This is a genomic window from Sulfurospirillum arsenophilum NBRC 109478, assembly GCF_000813345.1.
Classification (GTDB): Bacteria; Campylobacterota; Campylobacteria; order Campylobacterales; family Sulfurospirillaceae; genus Sulfurospirillum; species Sulfurospirillum arsenophilum.
This window is the reverse complement of the sequence record NZ_BBQF01000001.1, coordinates 729,196-748,398: the sequence shown is the minus strand read 5'-3', so window position 1 is coordinate 748,398 and position 19,203 is coordinate 729,196. Positions and strand designations below refer to the sequence as shown.

Annotated in this window: 17 protein-coding genes; 4 read left to right on the top strand and 13 right to left on the bottom strand. The window is 39.1% G+C overall.

Annotated elements, in window-relative coordinates; all coding sequences use genetic code 11:
- Positions 1-45: 45 nt before the first annotated feature.
- The 3 genes from SAR02S_RS03735 to SAR02S_RS03725 all read right to left on the bottom strand — a co-directional run bounded on the left by SAR02S_RS03735 (position 46) and on the right by SAR02S_RS03725 (position 4,210).
- Positions 46-1,695, bottom strand: a complete 1,650-nt coding sequence (locus SAR02S_RS03735; protein ID WP_041956994.1) for a lactate permease LctP family transporter — start codon at positions 1,693-1,695, stop codon at positions 46-48.
- Between the two features lie 101 nt (positions 1,696-1,796).
- The gene (locus tag SAR02S_RS03730; protein ID WP_052433530.1) at positions 1,797-3,323 is read right to left on the bottom strand and encodes an AAA family ATPase; all 1,527 of its coding nucleotides are present in this window, start codon (positions 3,321-3,323) and stop codon (positions 1,797-1,799) included.
- A gap of 11 nt (positions 3,324-3,334) precedes the next feature.
- On the bottom strand, positions 3,335-4,210 hold the full coding sequence (locus tag SAR02S_RS03725; RefSeq protein ID WP_041956992.1) for an NAD(+) kinase: 876 nt from the start codon (positions 4,208-4,210) through the stop codon (positions 3,335-3,337).
- A 99-nt stretch (positions 4,211-4,309) separates the two neighbouring features.
- Between SAR02S_RS03725 and SAR02S_RS03720 the strand changes: the two genes are divergently transcribed.
- From SAR02S_RS03720 to SAR02S_RS03705, 4 genes are all read left to right on the top strand, one after another.
- On the top strand, positions 4,310-4,876 hold the full coding sequence (locus tag SAR02S_RS03720) for a YajG family lipoprotein (RefSeq protein WP_041956990.1): 567 nt from the start codon (positions 4,310-4,312) through the stop codon (positions 4,874-4,876).
- A 222-nt stretch (positions 4,877-5,098) separates the two neighbouring features.
- Entirely contained in the window at positions 5,099-6,847 is a 1,749-nt protein-coding gene (gene aspS / locus SAR02S_RS03715; RefSeq protein WP_041956989.1) for an aspartate--tRNA ligase, read from the top strand.
- Positions 6,848-6,861: 14 nt separating this feature from the next.
- On the top strand, positions 6,862-7,434 hold the full coding sequence (locus tag SAR02S_RS03710) for an adenylate kinase (protein WP_041956987.1): 573 nt from the start codon (positions 6,862-6,864) through the stop codon (positions 7,432-7,434).
- The gene (locus SAR02S_RS03705) at positions 7,435-8,169 is read left to right on the top strand and encodes a competence/damage-inducible protein A (RefSeq protein ID WP_041956985.1); all 735 of its coding nucleotides are present in this window, start codon (positions 7,435-7,437) and stop codon (positions 8,167-8,169) included.
- On the opposite strand, the gene SAR02S_RS03700 is transcribed toward SAR02S_RS03705, so the two are convergent.
- The 10 genes from SAR02S_RS03700 to trmB all read right to left on the bottom strand — a co-directional run bounded on the left by SAR02S_RS03700 (position 8,156) and on the right by trmB (position 19,197).
- The gene (locus SAR02S_RS03700) at positions 8,156-9,859 is read right to left on the bottom strand and encodes an N-acetylmuramoyl-L-alanine amidase family protein (RefSeq protein WP_232293980.1); all 1,704 of its coding nucleotides are present in this window, start codon (positions 9,857-9,859) and stop codon (positions 8,156-8,158) included. The genes SAR02S_RS03705 and SAR02S_RS03700 overlap by 14 nt on opposite strands.
- Positions 9,828-10,925, bottom strand: a complete 1,098-nt coding sequence (locus SAR02S_RS03695; protein WP_041956982.1) for a nitronate monooxygenase — start codon at positions 10,923-10,925, stop codon at positions 9,828-9,830. Before SAR02S_RS03695 ends, SAR02S_RS03700 begins: the two co-directional genes overlap by 32 nt.
- Complete coding sequence (gene tyrS, locus SAR02S_RS03690; protein ID WP_041957301.1) at positions 10,925-12,130, bottom strand: tyrosine--tRNA ligase; 1,206 nt, start codon at positions 12,128-12,130, stop codon at positions 10,925-10,927. Before tyrS ends, SAR02S_RS03695 begins: the two co-directional genes overlap by 1 nt.
- 27 nt (positions 12,131-12,157) lie before the next feature.
- Complete coding sequence (locus SAR02S_RS03685) at positions 12,158-14,314, bottom strand: RelA/SpoT family protein (RefSeq protein ID WP_041956979.1); 2,157 nt, start codon at positions 14,312-14,314, stop codon at positions 12,158-12,160.
- 11 nt (positions 14,315-14,325) lie between these two features.
- Positions 14,326-14,541 carry a DNA-directed RNA polymerase subunit omega gene (locus tag SAR02S_RS03680; protein WP_041956977.1) on the bottom strand — a complete coding sequence of 72 codons (216 nt, stop codon included), beginning with the start codon at positions 14,539-14,541 and terminating at the stop codon, positions 14,326-14,328.
- 9 nt (positions 14,542-14,550) lie between these two features.
- Positions 14,551-15,270 carry a UMP kinase gene (gene pyrH / locus SAR02S_RS03675; RefSeq protein WP_041957299.1) on the bottom strand — a complete coding sequence of 240 codons (720 nt, stop codon included), beginning with the start codon at positions 15,268-15,270 and terminating at the stop codon, positions 14,551-14,553.
- A 68-nt stretch (positions 15,271-15,338) separates the two neighbouring features.
- The gene (locus SAR02S_RS03670; protein ID WP_041956975.1) at positions 15,339-16,571 is read right to left on the bottom strand and encodes a murein hydrolase activator EnvC family protein; all 1,233 of its coding nucleotides are present in this window, start codon (positions 16,569-16,571) and stop codon (positions 15,339-15,341) included.
- Entirely contained in the window at positions 16,568-17,377 is an 810-nt protein-coding gene (locus SAR02S_RS03665) for a cell division protein FtsX (protein WP_041956974.1), read from the bottom strand. The genes SAR02S_RS03670 and SAR02S_RS03665 overlap by 4 nt, the downstream gene beginning before the upstream one ends.
- The gene (locus tag SAR02S_RS03660) at positions 17,364-18,035 is read right to left on the bottom strand and encodes a cell division ATP-binding protein FtsE (RefSeq protein ID WP_041956971.1); all 672 of its coding nucleotides are present in this window, start codon (positions 18,033-18,035) and stop codon (positions 17,364-17,366) included. The genes SAR02S_RS03665 and SAR02S_RS03660 overlap by 14 nt, the downstream gene beginning before the upstream one ends.
- Positions 18,019-19,197: a tRNA (guanosine(46)-N7)-methyltransferase TrmB gene (gene trmB, locus SAR02S_RS03655; protein WP_041956968.1), complete on the bottom strand. Its 1,179-nt coding sequence runs from the start codon at positions 19,195-19,197 to the stop codon at positions 18,019-18,021. The genes SAR02S_RS03660 and trmB overlap by 17 nt, the downstream gene beginning before the upstream one ends.
- Positions 19,198-19,203 lie beyond the last annotated feature (6 nt).

Sequence of the window (19,203 nt, the reverse complement as noted above, 5' to 3'; positions counted from 1 at the left end):
GAGGATCAAACCACCGCCTAAGAAGTATTTTACGCTAACGAAAATTTAAGGAATCATCCACGTAAAAATGTATGCTTGTGCCATCGTCATTAAGCCCATAATGGTGACCAGAATTAAACTGTGTTTAACCGTAAATCTAAAGAGGTCTGACTCTTTTCCAACAATACCTGCAGACGCACATGCAATCGAAATAGATTGTGGAGAAATCATCTTACCACAAACACCACCGGTTGTATTAGCGGTAACCATCAAGGTTTCATTCAATCCAAGTTGTTGTGCTGTATTTTGTTGTAATCCGCAGAAAAGTGCATTGGATGATGTATCTGAACCTGTCAAGAACACGCCCAACCAACCTAAAATTGGAGAGAAGAATGGGAACAAGAATCCTGTGTTTGCAAGCACAAGTGCCATGGTTGTTGACATACCTGAGTAGTTCATGACAAAAGCAAAACCTAAAACCATACCGATCGACAAAATAGCCCATTTAAGCTCAAAGAGTGTTTCGCCCATCGTTTTAATCGCTGTTTGAACATTCACACGCAATACGAACATAGAGATAATCGCAGCAAAGAAAATCGCTGTTCCCGTTGCCGAAATAGGGTTGAATGTATAAATAACTTTAAAGTTTGTAGGCTGTGCCACGATAGGCGCCATTTTGTAAATAGCATTGCTAATACTTGTAAACTCAAAGTTAAAAATCGTTCCAGCCATAATGGCACCTTTAGCAAAATACGCTTTAAAGGCATTGGTCGTCCAAATCGTTACCATAATGGAAAGAATGATAAACGGTGACCATGCTTTAAGAACTTCTCCGCCTGTATGTGCTTTTTGTGTCTCTTTTTCAAGGTCAGCAGAAACATGACCTTTCATAACATTTTTTGGTTTCCAGAATTTCAAGAAAACAGTTAAAGAGACGATAGAAAGGATTGCAGAGGTTACATCGGGTAACTCTGGTCCGATGAAGTTAGAAGTTGCATATTGTGAAAGTGCAAAACTACCGCCCGCTACAAGAGCCGCTGGCCATACTTCTTTAACACCTCTCCAACCATCCATCATTGCTACAATCCAAAGGGGAATGAGAATAGAAAGGAATGGAAGCTGTCGTCCAGCCATTGCACCAACCAAGAAAGGATCAATACCTGTGATTTTACCAGCTACCAAGATAGGAATACCCAAAGCACCAAACGCAACTGGAGCAGTGTTAGCAATCAAACAAAGTCCTGCAGCATAAAGTGGTTGAAAACCAAGTCCAACAAGGATAGCTGCTGTAATCGCAACAGGCGCACCAAAACCCGCAGCACCCTCTAGAAATGCACCAAAGGCAAAACCAATAAGGATAACTTGGATACGCTGATCGTCTGTAATGCCAAGGATGGAGTTACGAATAATTCCAAATTGCCCACTTTTAACCGTTAGCTTGTAAAGGAAAACCGATGCTACGATAATCCAAGCAATAGGCCAAAGGCCATATAAAAAGCCATACCCTGCTGAAGCAAATGCCATATCCGCAGGCATTCCAAATGCCACTACAGCGACTATCATAGAAAGCGCCAATGTAATAGTTGCCGCGAAATGACCTTTCATTCTAAACACAGCAAGTGCTAAGAAGAAAAAAACGATTGGGATAAGCGCAACTAATGCCGATAACCCTAAACTACCACCAATAGGCGCATAAACTTGTTGCCAAGTTTGCATACAAACCTCCTCATAAATGTAAACTCTACACGCAGAGTAAAGCAAAGGTATGATATTCGTATGATTTTTACAACAAGCAGAAATGAAGTTCAAAAAAAATGTTACAAATTTGCACTCTCTAAAAGGGATTTAGCAAAGACAATCGCCTCTTCACTCACATTTTCACCACTCACCATGCGTGCTAATTCGACAATACGCTCCTCTTCGCCAAGAGGTAGAACGCGGCTTACATGTAAAGCATCTTTGATGACCAAGAAGTGCTGATCTGCACGGGAAGAGAGCTGTGGTTGATGTGAAATCGCAAAGATTTGGTACTTGGATGAGAGCGTTTTGAGCACAGTAGCAACACTCATAGACTCTTTTCCACTCAGGTTTGCATCAATCTCATCTAAGATCAAAACGCCTCCACCTGAGAGCAAAAACTCATTATGAGTCGCTAAAAACGCAAGGCGTACACGGTTGTATTCACCAGAGCTGATCTTTTTAAGATCAACCTTTCCTAGGTTTACATGTAATGCATCAAACCCCAATTCGTTAAGAACACCCTCTTCTAAACGCAACTGCAAAGAAGGCATATAAAGCTGTGAAAGGTAGTCATTCAGACGTGTTTCTAAAAGAGATAGGTATTTTTGACGCGTTTCGCTGATTTTAAGGCTTTGAATTTTGACATTACTTTCAAATTTTGCAACCTCTTTTTCCAATTGAGCTTTCTCAAAAGCGATATTTTCATACCGTGCCAACTCTTCTTGACGTTTTTGTTTATGCGCTAACGCCTCTTCAATCGAGCCATAACGTTTTTTGAGTTGTGCGATCTTTTCGATGCGATCTAAAAGTGACTCTACATCGATCTCTTCGAGTGCTTCTAAGGTTTCATTTTGCTTTTCAAAGACAAGGCGTAACTCATTCATGCAGGCATCAAAAAAGCTGTTATCGGTTTCAATGAGATTTAAAACTTCGATGACACTTCCCTCAAGTTCAAAGATAGCACCTGCTTTTTGCATCGCCGCTTCGATCTTCTCTTTTTTGGAGAGTGATTTTTTAAAACTCACAAGTTCTTCATCTTCACCAATTTTTGGAGAAACCTCATCAATTTTAGCAATTTCAAAGCGTGCAAACTCTTTGAGATCTTCAACTTTTTTCTCTTCAGCTTCGATGCGATTTAGCTCTTCTTTAAGTGTTTTATATTCAGTGAATAATGTTTCAAATTTACTCACATATTCTGTATGTGAAGGTTCTTTGCTGGCACATACACCATCCAATAAGCCTAAAAGACGGCTATTTTCAAATTCACTGTTGTCTTTGACCGAGAGATAATTCACAAAAGTACGCGAGAGTTCCACCATTCCTTTTTTTGAAACGGCTTGAGAGTTAATGAAATATCGTGCATTTTTAGCTTTGAGAAATTTAAAAATATTTGGCTCTTCCTCTTCAAAACCAAAGGCATCAAGACCAAGTTTTTTACCCACAACCGCTTCAATGACATCGGCATGCACATCGCCATACCCAAACAAAGAAAGAAGCCCTTGCATCAGCACTGATTTACCAGCGCCACTTGGTCCACTAAAAACCACTAAACCTTTTTTAAACTCTATATCACACTCAGCAAAAGAGAGATGATTTTTAATCAATAATCGCTCTATCACACATGCCCCCAATGCAATTTCTTTTTCAATATTTCAAAATAATCCCGATCTAAACTGTGAATAAGCTCTGCACCTTGCTTTGCAATGCGAACGCTAACACGTTCAACCTCATTCATCGTATAGGTGTCTTGTCCATCTACAACAATGACCGTATCACCATCACTTTCAAATGAGACTTCAAAATCAACCGGTAAAACCAATGGTCTCTGAGAGAGTGAGTGCGGACAAATTGGTGTTAAAATTAATGCTTCGGTGAGCGGATAAACAACGGGGCCACCTGCTGAAAGATTGTACGCAGTTGAGCCTGTAGGCGTTGAAACGATGAGCCCATCCCCATAATAGGAATTAAAAAGTTTTCCATCTACAAAAGCTTTGATATTGCTCATATGTGAGATTTTGGAACGTGACAAAACTATGTCATTAAAGGCGACTACTTTTTCAATTTTACCGTTTACATGTAAAGAGACTTCGAGCATCATACGCGTATCAATACGGTAATTTCCCACAAAGAGTTCTTCAATAAAATGGCTGATTTCATCGGTCTGAATATCGGTTAAAAAGCCTAATTGCCCAGCATAAATTCCAAGAACAGGCTTATGGTAGGTAAAACTTCTTCGGCACAATGAGATCAAAGTGCCATCACCGCCTAGGGAGATAAGGAAATCACTTTGGGCGCACATCTGCTTGAAGCTAACACCAACGCAACCTAACGCTTGGGCACTCTTCTCTTCGATAAGCAGTTTTACGCCATGTTTTTGCAATGCCACTTCAATCTCTTGTACGTAGTCCATAAGCGTACCATCGTTGGGTTTGCTCACAAGACCAACAGCAGAAATAGTGGTTAATTTTTGAGTATGATTGGTTATTTTCATGATAACTCATTCTAGCGTGTCTTTTATTAATCAGCGATTATGCTATAATTCGCCAATATTATAGACCTCTTCAAGGGGTCATATACGAGGAGTACTACAATGAAATATCTCTTTTTCGTAGCTATGACACTGTTAATTTTTAGTGGTTGTACCTACAAAAACGAAGCACTAAGCCTTGAATCTTACAAAGCAGAGTACAAAGGACCATTAACACGTGATCAAAAAATTGTTTATCTACGAACAGTTAAAGATCTACGTGCAAAGAAAAACATTATCGGTTATGTTGATCAAAAAAGTGGTAGTGCAATTAACTTCTACAGCAACGAAAACTTCGCTGAGAAATATACCGAAGGCTTAGGCTATGCACTTAATCTTGCAGGCTTTAACACAAACGCAGACACCAATGAAGCTAACTTAGTGGTAGAAGTTGCGATTAAAGATATTGAGCTTGTTTACAATGACAAAAACTTTGATGCGAACCTAAAAGGTGAGATTGAAATCGAAGTCGTAGTTCGTAAAGGAGATGAAGTGATTACCCAAAACTTCCGACAAAAAGGAAGCAAATGGATCGCACCTTCGTATAATTCTAAAGATTTAGAACCCTTTTTATACTCTCTTTTTACAGACAGCATCGATCAAATCGTTACACGTTTAACACGTATGTAATGTACCGAGGAGAATTTCTCTCCTCACCCCTTCTTTTGACCAAAACGCCCACAATACCAATACTTCAAACCAGACAGAAATGTATAGATACGTAACTCTAAGCAAAACAATGACAATCTTTTCCCAAATAAACTAAAGAAAAGCTACATTTAGCTATACTGATACCTTTTAAAAAACGACATTCAAGGGTTAACAAAACACCCTTCATTATAGGAATAAACATTGAGAAGTCATTATTGTACCGATTTAGATGTCGCCAACATTGGCGAAGTTGTAGAAGTGTGTGGCTGGGCAAATAGTAACAGAGATCATGGTGGCGTAATCTTTATCGACCTTCGTGATAAATCAGGACTTGTACAGCTCGTCTGTGATCCTGAAGATAGCGTTTCAGCACACGAAATTGCCGCTCATGTGAGAGATGAATTCGTTCTCAAAGCCAAAGGAAGAGTGAGAGCCAGAGGCGAAGGATTGGAAAATCCACGTCTTAAAACAGGTAAAATCGAGATTGTTGTCGATGAGCTTATCGTTGAAAACGCTAGCGAAACCGTTCCGTTTGTCATTGGTGACAATAACGTCGGTGAAGATGTACGTTTAAAGTACCGTTACCTTGATCTTCGCAATCCTAAAGCTTACGAAATTTTCAAACTAAGAAGTAAAGCAACCGTAGCAGTTCGAAATTCATTGGATGCACAGGGCTTTTTGGAAGTTGAAACACCTATTTTAACGAAATCTACACCTGAAGGTGCGCGTGATTATCTCGTACCAAGTCGTGTTCACAATGGCGAATTTTATGCCCTTCCACAATCTCCACAACTTTTCAAACAACTTTTAATGTGTGCAGGGTTTGATCGTTATTTCCAAGTGGCTAAATGTTTCCGTGACGAAGACTTACGCGCGGATCGTCAACCTGAATTTACGCAAATCGACATCGAGATGAGCTTCTGTAATCAAGAAGACGTTATGAAAGTAACCGAAAATCTTTTAAAAGACGTTTTCAAAGCATGTGGACATGAGATCACTACTCCGTTTAACCGTATTCGCTATAAAGAAGCTATGGAAACGTATGGTTCAGACAAACCTGACCTTCGTTATGACCTCTCTATGATTGACGTTATGGACATCTTTGCAAACTGTAAAAATGAAATTTTTAGCAACATTGCAAAAGACACAAAGAAAAATCGTATCAAAGCACTGAAAGTACCTAATGGCGACAATATCTTCTCAAAACGCCAAATGCAAGGTTTTGAAGAGTATGTCAGAAAATTCGGAGCTTCAGGACTTGGCTATTTTCAAATGAAAGAAGATGGACTTAAAGGTCCACTTACCAAATTCTTTGAAGAAGCAGATTTACAAGCGATTGTGAATGCAGCAAACCTTCAAGTAGGTGATGCCATCTTCTTTGGTGCGGGTGAGAAAAAACTCGTCCTTGATTATATGGGTCGTTTCCGTATTTTCTTAGCAGAACAAATGAACATCATCCCAAAAGACAGATTTGAGTTTGTGTGGGTCGTTGATTTTGAAATGTTTGAAGTTGAAAATGGTAGAGTTAAAGCACTTCACCATCCATTCACTATGCCAAAAGACATTGACAACACGCCAATCGATGAGATGGAATCTATCGCCTATGATGTCGTTCTCAACGGTGTTGAACTTGGTGGTGGTAGTATCAGAATTCATAAGAAAGAGATTCAACAAAAAGTATTTAATCTTCTTGGTATCAGCGATGAAGAGGCGCATGAGAAGTTTGAATTCTTACTCGATGCACTTAAATTCGGAGCACCTCCGCATGGTGGTTTAGCTATCGGACTTGATCGTTTGATGATGCTTATTACCAAAAGTGAGAGCATTCGCGATGTTATTGCCTTCCCTAAAACCCAAAAAGCACAATGTCTGCTTACCCGAGCACCGAGTGCAGTTGAGGGTGATCAGTTGCGTGACCTTGGCATTAGACTTAGAGAAAAAACCAAATAAAAGGAATGTTGTTGATGAAGAAACTATTTTTGATTATTGGCGCCCCAGGCAGTGGTAAAACAACGGATGCGAGTCTTATCGCAGAAAAAAACAGCGATGTAATCGCACACTATTCAACCGGTGAGTTGCTTCGTGACGAGGTTGCAAGTGGTAGTGAACTTGGTAAAACGATTGATTCGTTTGTCAGTGCTGGAAATCTTGTCCCTCTTGATATCGTTATCAATACCATTGTAAGTGCTATCAAAAATAGCCCTAAAAATGTTGTCCTTATAGATGGCTTCCCACGTTCAGATGAGCAAATGAAAGCACTTGATGCCATTCTCGCTCAAGAGACAGCCGTTAAACTGGTATCTGTCATTGAAGTAGAAGTCAGCGAGCAAGTCGCATGTGACCGTGTTTTAGGACGTGCAAGAGGCGCTGATGACAACGTTCAAGTCTTCAAAAACCGTATGAAAGTTTACACAGAGCCCTTAGCAGGAATTCAAGCATTTTACGGTGCTAAAAACCTTCTTCATAAAATCAATGGCGAACGTACCATCGAAGAGATCGTAAGTGAGATGGAAAGCTTCGTTAAAAGCAATATCTAAATGCACCATTTCTACTCTGTCATCATTGGGACTGAGCTTCTCAATGGTCGCAGAGTAGATAAACACTTCACCTTTCTTAACCAAGAGCTACAAAACCGCGGACTTTTACATGTAGGAAGTCTCGTTATTCAAGATTCCCCTGCCCTCATCCAAAACTGTTTCAATATGATTTTACAAGATCCAAAGAGTGTGATGTTTTGCTTTGGAGGTATTGGTGCAACACCCGATGATCTTACGCGTGCCATTGCCAGTGAAGTCTTTACAGGAGAGCCTTTAGCTTTACATGTAAAAGCAAAAGAGCTCATTGTCAACCAGTTTGGAGATGAGGCGTATCCGTACCGCATTAACATGGCAATGCTTCCACCCTCATCCGAACTTTTACACAATGTGGTCAATCACGTGCCTGGCTTTTCGCTTTTTAACCGTTTCTTTTTTACACCCGGATTCCCCTCAATGGCGTGGCCTATGGTGCAAGAAGCTCTGGATAAGCATTTCCTAATGCAACCTAAGCTCTACAGCACTTCATTTGTGGTGGACTCAACGGAAAATGATTTGATTGAAATTATGGAAGCCCTTCCCAAAGAGCTGAACTTCTCGTCATTACCACGCTTTGTGGGAGATAAACGCATTGTTGAGATTTACCTTGCACACACAAAACAAGCTTTGGTAGAGCAGTGGTCACGCTATTTTAAAGATGCAGCTCTAGCAAAAGGGAAAACGATCAGGGATTGTTAGTATAATACTGATCAAGACCATCACTGATACCATCCACAAGCTGCTTTTGGTACTGAGGATTGAACATATTATCGGATTCTTCCGGATTGCTAATATAACCTACTTCAATTAAAACAGAAGGCATCGTTGCACCCACTAAAACCCAAAATGGTGCTTCTCTTACCCCTCCATCTTCAACACTGTATTTTTTCCTTACACTTTTGAGCATACTTGATTGCACATCAATTGCCACTTTATTTGAAAGAACGATTTTCTCCCGATTAAAGACATTTAAGAAGGTCTCTTTAGAGTAAAAATCCATCTCTTCCATAGTTGATTGATTTTCTAAAGCAGCTACGTTTTTAGAACGTTCTGATCGATCAGGAGAGAGAAAAAATGTCTCTAACCCTTTCATAGAAAGCTTTTTGACTTCATTGGGTGCAGCATTAGCATGGATAGAAATAAATAGATCAGCATTTTTATCATTGGCGACTTTCGTACGATCTCTAAGATCAATAAATTCATCGCTCTGACGTGTGTAAAAAACTTTATAGCCTCGTGATTTAAGCTCTTTTCCTAGTTGCAATGCCATTTCAAGAACAAGATGCTTTTCCATGCGTTGCTTATAGCCAATTGCACCTGCATCCTTGCCACCATGCCCTGCATCAATCACAATTGTCTTATCGCGTTTTAGCCCTTTTTTGTTGGATGATGGTGTGGCTTTACTTGGTGCAACGGGAGTTTCTAGTGCAGAAGCCGTTGCCGTGTAAGATTTGGAAGCTGGTTCAGGTGTAGATGCAACAACAGGTGCTTTTTTTGGTATTTCAGCAACTGGTGCGGGTGTCATGATTCTTTTTTCAGTCAAAATTGGTTTTTTATTGAGCGATAAAATCACTTGTGTATCTAAAACGCTCACATATGTTTCAAAAGCAGTTGGAGCATCTAAAATAATGCGAATGGCATTGGCATTGTACTGGCTAATGCGTAATCCTTGTAACTTTTTCGGTGTTGCAATGGTAAGGGGTGCATTCATAATGATGGCAGGGATATCAATGATTTTTTTATAGCCATCTGCCGTTTTAAGCACAAAAACTTTAACACTGCTTTCAGTAACAGCGGAGCCAAAATCAAGCACAATTTCTTCTTCACTTGTTTTCACATGATGTAAGACATTGCTACCATTATAATTTTTTGGAAGAGATGAAGAGGTTTGTATTGTTCCTGATGTACTGGATGCTGGTGCGGTCACAACTTTATTCTCTTTGAACGAAGATGATGATGACGCTGTAGAAGTTGCTGCAGGAACCGTCGAAACAGTGTTGCTAGCACTACTCCTAGATGACTCAAAGCTCTCTTCCGCAGCAGGAGGTGGAATCAGTGGTTTAGATGGAGCTGATTTTTTAGTATCTCTACCTAAAGTAGCTAGTTCTGACTCATATTTTGAGGCATCAAGTTTCAGTAGTTTTGCCGTTTTAATGAGGCGCTCTAACGTCTCTTTTTTGAGGTTTTCATCTCCAGAAATAATGGCTTGAATATAGACTGCTTTGAGTCCATGAAAGACGCGTAGCATCTCGTCATTATTCGCGCCCTTCATTTGGGCATCATACTGCTCAAGCTGTTGCATGTAATTAGGTGCGCCAAAAAGCGCTATACATGTCAACAGCAAAATAACAAATGATCTAATTTGCTTCCCCATGTACCAACTTTGCAATGAGCTCTTTCACACTAATAATTTCATTAAGTTTAAAACCGTTTGCTCCTGTAAAAAAGAGCCCCGTTTCCAATTTTCCCATATACGCATCACTTAAACTATCTGCGATACAGTAGCCTACAGCTTTTGCCTCTTGACCTCTATGGCAAGGGCTAACACAATTGCTGATACAGCGAATTGCCGGACCTTCTCTTTTTTCAACCATACGAATCAAATTCGTTCGAACTCCCCTAGCAGGATAGCCAACAGGTGATTTGAAAAGTTGAATGTCTTCTTTTTGCGCTTTTAATAGGACTTCTTTAAAGTTTTTATCGGCATCACATTCATGCGTTCCAATAAAGCGTGTTCCCATTTGTACACCATCAGCACCTAAGGCAATCATTTTATCGATATCCGAACGATCCCAAATACCACCTGCGGCAATAAGTGGGAAATCTCCCCATGCTTTGATCTCTTCTTTAATAGGTGCTATTAAATTTTCAAGTTGATACTCTTCTTGACTGCACTGCTCATACGTAAAACCTTGGTGCCCACCACTAAGTGGTCCCTCAACAACAATCGCATCAGGCAGACGGTTATAGCGTTGTGTCCAACGTTTACAGATAATTTTAAGTGCCTTAGCCGAAGAGACAATGGGGACAAGTGCAACATCAGGATAGTCAGCTGTAAATTCAGGCATATTGGTTGGAAGACCAGCACCCGTAATGATAATATTAACCCCTGCCTCACAGGAGTCTTTGATGACGCGTTCATAATCATTAATCGCATAGAGAATATTCATAGCCAGTGGTTTAGAACCACAGATTTTACGTGCATTTTCTACAATCGCCGTTAATGCTGTTTTTGAGTAGAAATTCTCTGTTTCAAAAGGACGTGTATTGATATTTTTCTTGCTAAAGTGTGTGTTCTCATAGTAGCCTGTTCCAACAGAGCTAATGACACCTAAACCGCCTTCTAAACTTACTGTTCCTGCAAGCTTATCCCAGCTTATTCCTAGTCCCATACCACCTTGAACAATAGGATATTCAATCGTGTATTTGCCGATTTTAAGAGCATTCAGTGACATTATTGCACCTTTAACTTAACAAATTTACGCTTACCGACTTGCAGGATATACTCTCCACATTCAAGTTGTAGCTGGTCATCATCTACTTTTTCTTGGTCAAGTTTTACGGCACCTTGTTTGATGTCGCGTCTTGCTTGAGACGTTGAAGCTTCTAATCCACAATCGACCAAAGCTTTAGCAATCCAGATCGGCGATTCATTACATGTAGACGTTTCAATGTCTGTTGGAATCTCATTTTGAGAATGTACTCGATCAAATTCTGCCTTTGCTTCTAAGGCTTCTACTTTACTATGGTAACGTTCTATTATCTCTAAAGCGATCATTTCTTTGGCATGTTTTGGATGCACAATACCTGCTTCAACATCTTTTTTAAGGAGTGCGATCTCTTCTAAACTTTTGGTACTTAGCAGTTCATAATAGCGCCACATCAATTCATCACTGATACTGAGCATCTTGCCAAACATTTCGCTTGGGACGTCTGTTACACCAATGTAATTACCCAAAGATTTGCTCATTTTATTAACGCCATCTAACCCTTCAAGCAGAGGCATCATAACAACCGCTTGCTCTTTACCAATGTTATAGGTACGTTGCATATGACGTCCCATCAAAAGATTAAACTTCTGATCGGTTCCGCCCATTTCGATGTCACTTTTCATCGCAACACTGTCATAGCCTTGAAGCAGTGGGTATAAAAACTCACTGATAGAAATAGGCATTTGAGACTTATAACGTTTCTCAAAATCTTCACGCTCTAGCATACGAGCAACACTAAATGTCGTTGTAAGTTCAATTAAGCCACTTGCACCCAGTGAACTTAACCATTCCGAGTTAAACATAACCACTGTTTTTTCAGGATCTAAAATTTTAAAAACTTGTTCTTTATAACTTTGCGCATTAGCTAAAACAACTTCGCGAGTGAGTTTTTTACGTGTCTCATTTTTACCGGTTGGATCACCGATCATGCCTGTAAAATCACCAATTAAAAATTGTACGACTGCGCCAAATTTTTGAAGCAGTGCCATTTTTTGAAGTAAAACCGTATGGCCCAAGTGAAGATCCGGAGCCGTTGGATCAAACCCTGCTTTGACTAAAAATGTTTCACCTTTTTCAAAATAATTTTTGAGTAATGTAACAATACGCTCTTCATCAATAATCTCACTAATGCCTCTTTTGATCTCTTGAAGCGCATTTTGAATCCGCATATCCATATCTCTTATTTCCTTCTTCGATTATTTATAAGCATCATTGACCGAAACAAATTCGATCACGCGATATTTTCCTTTGAGGTTTTCACGTACAGCACTGACATTTTTATCAGGCAATTCTAAAATCATCTCAAAATAGTCTGCATGGCCCTCATCTTCGGCTTTTCCAAGCTCTATGGTGACCAGATTGATCTGCATTTTAGCCAAATAAGCTAAAAATGCCGCTAAAGAACCCTTCTTATTCTCAAGACTAACAATCAACTTGTAACGATCTGGCGCTTCTTTAGTCCATTTTACAAAGACCATTGGCTCATACTCTTCCATTAATGTAGCCGCACGTTCACACAATTTATGATGAACAAAGACATCATTCCCTTTTTTAAATCCGACGATATCATCACCTCGTTTAGGATGACAACAATAGTCAAAATAGACGTTAGAAATATGATGATTGGAATAGATAACGATGTTTTCAAACTTCTGTTTTTTAATGTGATAACGATCTTTTTTGAGCAATGGGAAAAGCAATGTATCTTGCATGGCATAGAGTTTTAACGTATTGGAAACATCTTGTAAGTAGATGGAATCGGTGGCTATCCTAAAAATCTTCTTCATTGCATGTTCTTGTTCAACCCACGCTTCTATCTTATTTTCGGCAACACCAAAAACATGAGCAAGAATTTTAATGGCAACTTTGTGGTTAACCTCTTTGATTTTTTGACGACAATTCGACTGGATAGTACTTTTTGCTTTTCCTGTTTTAACGCTATTGATCCAACTGCAACGATACTTTGGCTCTTTGGAAGTCACAATGCGTACAATATCACCATTTTTAAGCTCACTTAAAAGAGGGACTTTTTGCTTGTTAACGTATGCTTCATCCGCATAGGTTCCAACCTCGGTATGCACTTCATACGCAAAATCTAAAACCGTTGCACCACGAGGAAGTGTAAAGATGTCACCTTTTGGCGAGAATACCGCGATATCTTCACTGTAGAGATTGTCTTTGGCAATGGCGTAAAAATCTTCAATATTTTCGATCTCTTCATTTTGGTTATTAAGCTCATTCAGCCAATCCAATTTAGGATTAAGTCCGCCTGATTTATATTTCCAATGCGCAGCAACGCCGTACTCAGCGGTTTTATTCATATCATACGTTCTGATTTGTGACTCAACAATCGATTTATCATCAAAAACAGTGGTATGAATGGTCTGGTAGCCATTCTCTTTAGGAATAGCGATATAATCTTTAAAACGAGACGTAAGGGGCTTAAAATGTTGATGGACAATGCCAAGTGCTTTGTAACAATCAATAGGTGTTCGTACAATAATACGAATCGCTAAAAGATCCAAAACCTCTTCAATGGTAACGCCTTTACGTTGCATTTTAAGATAAATGGAATAGTAGTGTTTAACGCGCTTTTGGATCGTAAAATCGCTCTCAATAAAACCCTCTTTGAGCATATGATTTTTAATTTTAGAAATAAAATGGTTGAGGCGCAGTTGGAGTTGTTGACCATGTTCTGTGATGTAACCATCGATTTTATTGTACTCATTAGGCATGACATAGTAAAAACTAAAATCTTCTAAAAGATTTTTAATAGATGAGATACCCAAACGGTGCGCGATAGGAGCATAAACCACTAAGGTCTCTTCTGCAATACGGCGCTGTTTGATAGGATCAAGTGCGGCAAGAGTAAGCATGTTGTGGAGACGATCACACAACTTAACCACTAAAACACGTACATCGCGAATAGAGGCAATGAGCATTTTGCGGAAAGTCAGAGCCGAAGCTACCAGTTTGTCATTGGAAGAGGAAGGAATAAGCTCAACATCACGTATCTCAACGATCTTTGTCAAACCATCGACCAGATGCCCTACTTCTTCACCAAACATTGCTTTAATTTCTTCGGTTGAACACGAAGTATCTTCAACAACGTCGTGTAATAAGCCAGCGACGATCATCGATTCATCACCACCCAAGTAGCCTACAAAAACGCACACTAAAATAGGATGAATAACGTACTCTTCACCGCTTTTACGATACTGCCCTTGATGTTTGGCTATCGTAAAGGCAACTGCTTTTTCAATATTTGGTGTTGGCTTGATATATTTGTATAAGAGTTCGACCGCTTTATCAGAGCGCTTACACTCTTTAACAATTTCGACTAACTCTTCCAAGTTTCAGACTGCTATAAATCAGTAATAGATTCTAATCTAATTTTGCCTTCAGCAATTTCAAGAAGAGCGATGTCTGTAAACTTTTGTTTGTTTTTATCCGCTTTAATCAATGGCTCTGCACCGTTTGATAATTGATCTGCTCTTTTTGAAACCATCATAACCAATTTATAACGATCTTGTCCGACAAGAGACAAAGCTCTTGCTGTAATTTCTTCTGTTCTTTCCATTTTTTTTCCTTATTTATTTCTAACAATAGAGCAACTCTCTAAGTTGCCTTCAATAATTTTCTGTAGATTCCCTTTTGCAAACATATTGCAAATAACGATTGGTAAATTGTTATCTTTTGCAAGAGCGATAGAGGTATCGTCCATGACTTTGATATTGTCATCCATGGCTCTATCATACGTCAATTCTCGGAGCTTCACGGCATCAGGGAATTTTTTAGGATCTTTGTCATACACGCCATCCACTTTGGTCGCTTTAATAATCATATCCGCGCCAATTTCGATAGCACGAAGTGTTGCAGCTGTGTCGGTTGTAAAGAAAGGGTTACCTGTGCCTGCGGCAAAAATAACAATTCGTCCTTTTTCAAAATGACGTTGCGCACGTCTTACAATAAATGTCTCGCAAATAGCTTCCATTTTAATCGCACTTTGAACGCGTACTTCCATTCCTGTGTGTTCAAGCGCTTCTTGCATTGCAATGCTATTAATCACGGTTGATAGCATTCCCATATAATCGCCACTAGTCCGCTTGATAATACCGTCTTTTGCCGCACTCACACCACGAATAATATTGCCTCCGCCGATGACGATACCCACTTCAATATTATGAATTACCAATGATTTAATTTCATCCGCAATAAATTTTAAAATAGAAGTGTCAATACCAAACCCATTATCACCAGCAAGCGCTTCACCAGAGAACTTAACTAAAACCCTTTTTCTCTTCTCCATATTGTATAAACCTTTCTGCATCTTAGGCATAGAAAACTTCTTTATTTTATCCTAAAAGACCTAAAAAGTTACTTTGCAATCAACTCAAGTGGATCAATATGAAAATTCTTTTGGGTTACTTCGAACGTTAAGTCATTGTCAATACGACCAATGACATATCCTTTTTTGATTTTTTGCCCAACTTGGATTGTTGGTGCAATTTTAGAGAGGTGTGCATAAATAGTATGAATTTCATCACTATTTTCGATAATAACTACTTTTTCCATTGAAGCCGTATCTTTAGCAAAAATGACTTTGCCATTGAGAACACTTTTGACCGTAGCATCAGGAGTTGAAGAAGCCAAAACAACGGATTCATTAAAAATTTTAATTTTATAGATAGGATCGACATAATCACCAAATTTACGTTTGACACTGTAACCATCGAGTGGAGCAATGGTACGCTCCCCCACATATTTTTTAACATTACTGTTTTGATACGAAGAGCCAATTTGCCTGATGCTATTGTCTCCACCACCTACAGTGCTAGGACCTTTATCCCTTTTAGCCGCAGCAGCATTTTTTTCCGCTAAAATTTTACTCTCTTCTTGTACTTTAATAATTTTGAGCTGTTCAAGGGTTGTACGAATTTCATCACGTTCTTTGGCAATATCATCCAACTGCTTTTTATAGCCCTCTTTTTTTGTATTAAGCGCTATAACCGAACTTTCACGCTTTTTCTCAAGTGCCACCAACTCATCTTTTTTACTTTTAGCGCTCTGGATTTCACCGTGAATGGTTTTGATCTCTTGGCTCTGAGAATAGATTTGATCATTTACTTGCTTATAATCAGATGAGAGTTTTCCAAACTCCTTACGCATAATCGTATCCATTTTTTGAAGCACTTCATCCACTAATATACCATCTTCATTGTCTAAATAATCGCTATCAGAAACCAAATAAAAAGAGAAATCTTCGGCAATAATTTTAATGATTTTTTGCTCTAAATCTCTCTTTTGCGAAGAGAGCTGTTGGGTATCTTTAGTCAGTTTATCAAGGTATTCATTTTTACGAGATACTGTCTCTTGTGACTCATTGATGTTACGACCAAGATCTTCGATCTTATCTTTAATCTTTTCAATATCCTTCTCTTCATTCACAATATCATTAGCAATATCTTGCAACTTTCCATGAATTTGCTTTTCGGTTTGAAGCTTTTCTTGCAGTGTTTTTGCTTTTTCATCAATTTTTTGCGTTGTATTGGGAGCCGCTACCAAAATGAGTGGCAAGAACAGTGCCACACGCAAACACCATAGTCTCATACACGTCCTATTTTACGAGAAACAATCGTTACAGAAACCAATGCAAAAATAATCGAAGCGCCGATGAGTGTGCCTCCCTCAAAAAGAAGATTAAACTCAGGAATCATAATGTCAAGTTCGGCAGCAAAATCTTTGACAATCGCTAATTTTGGGGCAACAATATAGAGTGCACAGACAACAATCGAGCTTACCAAAGAATCAACCAAGGTCATACGGTATAACATAGCACTTTTCATAAAGAATGAGGCACCAAAAAGCGTCATAATGGACATGCGACGACTGTGTTCATACGTCCAAATACGAATCTGCTTAAAGATAAGAAGAATTGCAACAAAGGCTACGAAAAAGGCAAAAATATAGACCATCGCTTGCAAAAGCTGCAACATCTTGAACATCTTCTCATGTGTTTTTGCAAACGTTTCAATCCGTGAGATCGTGTTAATACTCATAAGCTTTTGCTTAATAGTCTCAACTCTTTTTTTGTTAGGGATGGATTCAAGTTTCAAAGAGTAAAACTTAGGAAGTGCCACTTGTAAAAGCGATAAGTTTTTAGAAGACATATCATTTTTGAGACGATCTAAAATTTTCTTGCTGCTAATTTCCGATAAGCTTTCAATCTCAGGGATCTGTTTTTTAAGCTCTTCTTCTTTGAGCTCTGCTGAGGAGACAACAACAATGGCATAATCATTAACAATTTTGGTCGCATAATCATTCACAATACTCTTAATCACATTCGTAAATTGAAATGAAAAGAGCAGAACAAAAACAGAGATCATAATTGAAAAATGACTGCTAACTGACCTCATGCAATACGCCACCTTCTAGGAAATAGTGTTTATAATCAATTCCCAATGTTGAGGGAATATTGTGTGTTACAACCAGCACCGTTGTCCCTAAATGCTCTTTTGCACCTTTGAGTAGATTCCAGATGACTTCACTGGAGTAGCTATCCAAGTTACCCGTTGGCTCATCCGCCAAAATAAGCACAGGATTATGTGCTAAAGCCCTTGCCATAGCGACACGTTGCTGTTCGCCGCCACTAAGTTCATAAGGGTACTTGTTAATTTTATGCAATAATTTGACATGTTTTAAAAGCTTGTGCGCTTGTTTAATACAGACACTTTTTGAAAAGCCACCAATGATAAGAGGCAGCATCACATTTTGCTCAACCGTCCACTCATCGATCAGTTTATAGTCTTGAAAAACCACGCCCAAATAACGCCTTAAGAGATTGAGCTTAGAGCTGCTAATATTTTTAAAATCAATACCACACACATTGAGGCTTCCATGATTTGGGAAAAGTTCACCGTAAAGCGACTTGATAATCGTCGATTTTCCACTACCGCTTTTGCCCGTAATAAAGACAAACTCTTGTGCTTTAATCTGCATACTAGCATCGGTAATGATAGGCTCATCTCTGCCATAGCTAATATTTAAGCCAGTGGCTTTAATCACATATTCCATGAAACCACTCTTTAATTAAGTTGTGCGCAGCGCTATTGTTTTTAGTTGCTAAAATTGTCTCAGGAAGATACGTTACCTTGCCCTCTTGAATCTGTATAAAACACTTCTCATTGCGTTCATTCGCGCCAAAAGAGAGACGAATGAGTCCGCTTTTATCATCGATTTCAAACAGCTCTTCAAAATGGACAAAAAAGCCATCACCACGTAAAAGGTCATCTTTAAAAGCATCTCGAATTTTGGAAAAATCTACTTCTTCATCAAAATGCAATGTGCCTAATTTTGGGATAGGCTCCGCTGTAATTTCATTGGTTAAAATGACATCATAAATGTCCTTTTCCATTTTACGCCAACGGTCTTCATACTTGCTGGTTATCTCCAACTCAGCATTTTTCTTAACATGTACGTCCGAGCGAGAAAGTAGCATCATTTGTCCAAAAGAGAACTCAAAATAGAGCGGACTGTCGGTTCTAAGCTCTAGTGTACCCTTTACATGTAAAACTCGGAGCGCTTCTTCAATGAAAGCGGCTGAGAAGACACGACGATGCGGTTTTTTATCCCAAGGCACAGGGAAATGCACAAAGATGCGCCCTACAACATTGGAAGGTAAAAATTCCATAAAAAGGCGTGCATCATAGTCAATCACAAGAATATTCTCAATATTTTGAAGCTCACACTGCTTTAAAACCTGCTCAATGGAGGGCTTATGAATCTCCAATCCAATAAACTGAATATGCGGATGTTTCTTTGCTTGATGGAGGAGATGTCGTCCACTTCCAAAGCCAATCTCTACCCAAATTTCACGCTCAACATCAAAATGCGTTGCAAAAAATTCGATCTCTTTGAGGTAAGGAGAATGCTTTACATGTAAAAACTTTTTCGGCTCAATATTGGAAAAAATCTCTTTGGCTTCACTCAGATCACGAAAATCCATCAATACTTTTTGCAAAAAAGAGGCTTGTGTGGGGCGAGTGACTTTGTCGCCTTTAACAAGAAGAACGCCATCCTCTTTTTGATGAATACGAATAAGGAGTTGCTCCCCTTGCATCGAAGCCATGACCAGTTTATTGCCCCTTTTGGAGTGGGCTTCGTAACTAAAGGTGGTCTCGTTATACGTGCAAGGGTAGCTTAATGGTTTTAATGTTTGCGTATGAAAATTTGGCATTAGCTA

Coding starts and splice junctions, on each gene's coding strand:
- SAR02S_RS03735 (WP_041956994.1), bottom strand. CDS start 1,695: ATGCAAACTTGGCAACAAGTTTATGCGCCTATTGGTGGTAGTTTAGGG.
- SAR02S_RS03725 (WP_041956992.1), bottom strand. CDS start 4,210: ATGAAAATAACCAATCATACTCAAAAATTAACCACTATTTCTGCTGTT.
- SAR02S_RS03720 (WP_041956990.1), top strand. CDS start 4,310: ATGAAATATCTCTTTTTCGTAGCTATGACACTGTTAATTTTTAGTGGT.
- SAR02S_RS03710 (WP_041956987.1), top strand. CDS start 6,862: ATGAAGAAACTATTTTTGATTATTGGCGCCCCAGGCAGTGGTAAAACA.
- SAR02S_RS03705 (WP_041956985.1), top strand. CDS start 7,435: ATGCACCATTTCTACTCTGTCATCATTGGGACTGAGCTTCTCAATGGT.
- SAR02S_RS03695 (WP_041956982.1), bottom strand. CDS start 10,925: ATGTCACTGAATGCTCTTAAAATCGGCAAATACACGATTGAATATCCT.
- tyrS (WP_041957301.1), bottom strand. CDS start 12,130: ATGCGGATTCAAAATGCGCTTCAAGAGATCAAAAGAGGCATTAGTGAG.
- SAR02S_RS03680 (WP_041956977.1), bottom strand. CDS start 14,541: ATGGAAAGAACAGAAGAAATTACAGCAAGAGCTTTGTCTCTTGTCGGA.
- pyrH (WP_041957299.1), bottom strand. CDS start 15,270: ATGGAGAAGAGAAAAAGGGTTTTAGTTAAGTTCTCTGGTGAAGCGCTT.
- SAR02S_RS03670 (WP_041956975.1), bottom strand. CDS start 16,571: ATGAGACTATGGTGTTTGCGTGTGGCACTGTTCTTGCCACTCATTTTG.
- SAR02S_RS03665 (WP_041956974.1), bottom strand. CDS start 17,377: ATGAGGTCAGTTAGCAGTCATTTTTCAATTATGATCTCTGTTTTTGTT.
- SAR02S_RS03660 (WP_041956971.1), bottom strand. CDS start 18,035: ATGGAATATGTGATTAAAGCCACTGGCTTAAATATTAGCTATGGCAGA.
- trmB (WP_041956968.1), bottom strand. CDS start 19,197: ATGCCAAATTTTCATACGCAAACATTAAAACCATTAAGCTACCCTTGC.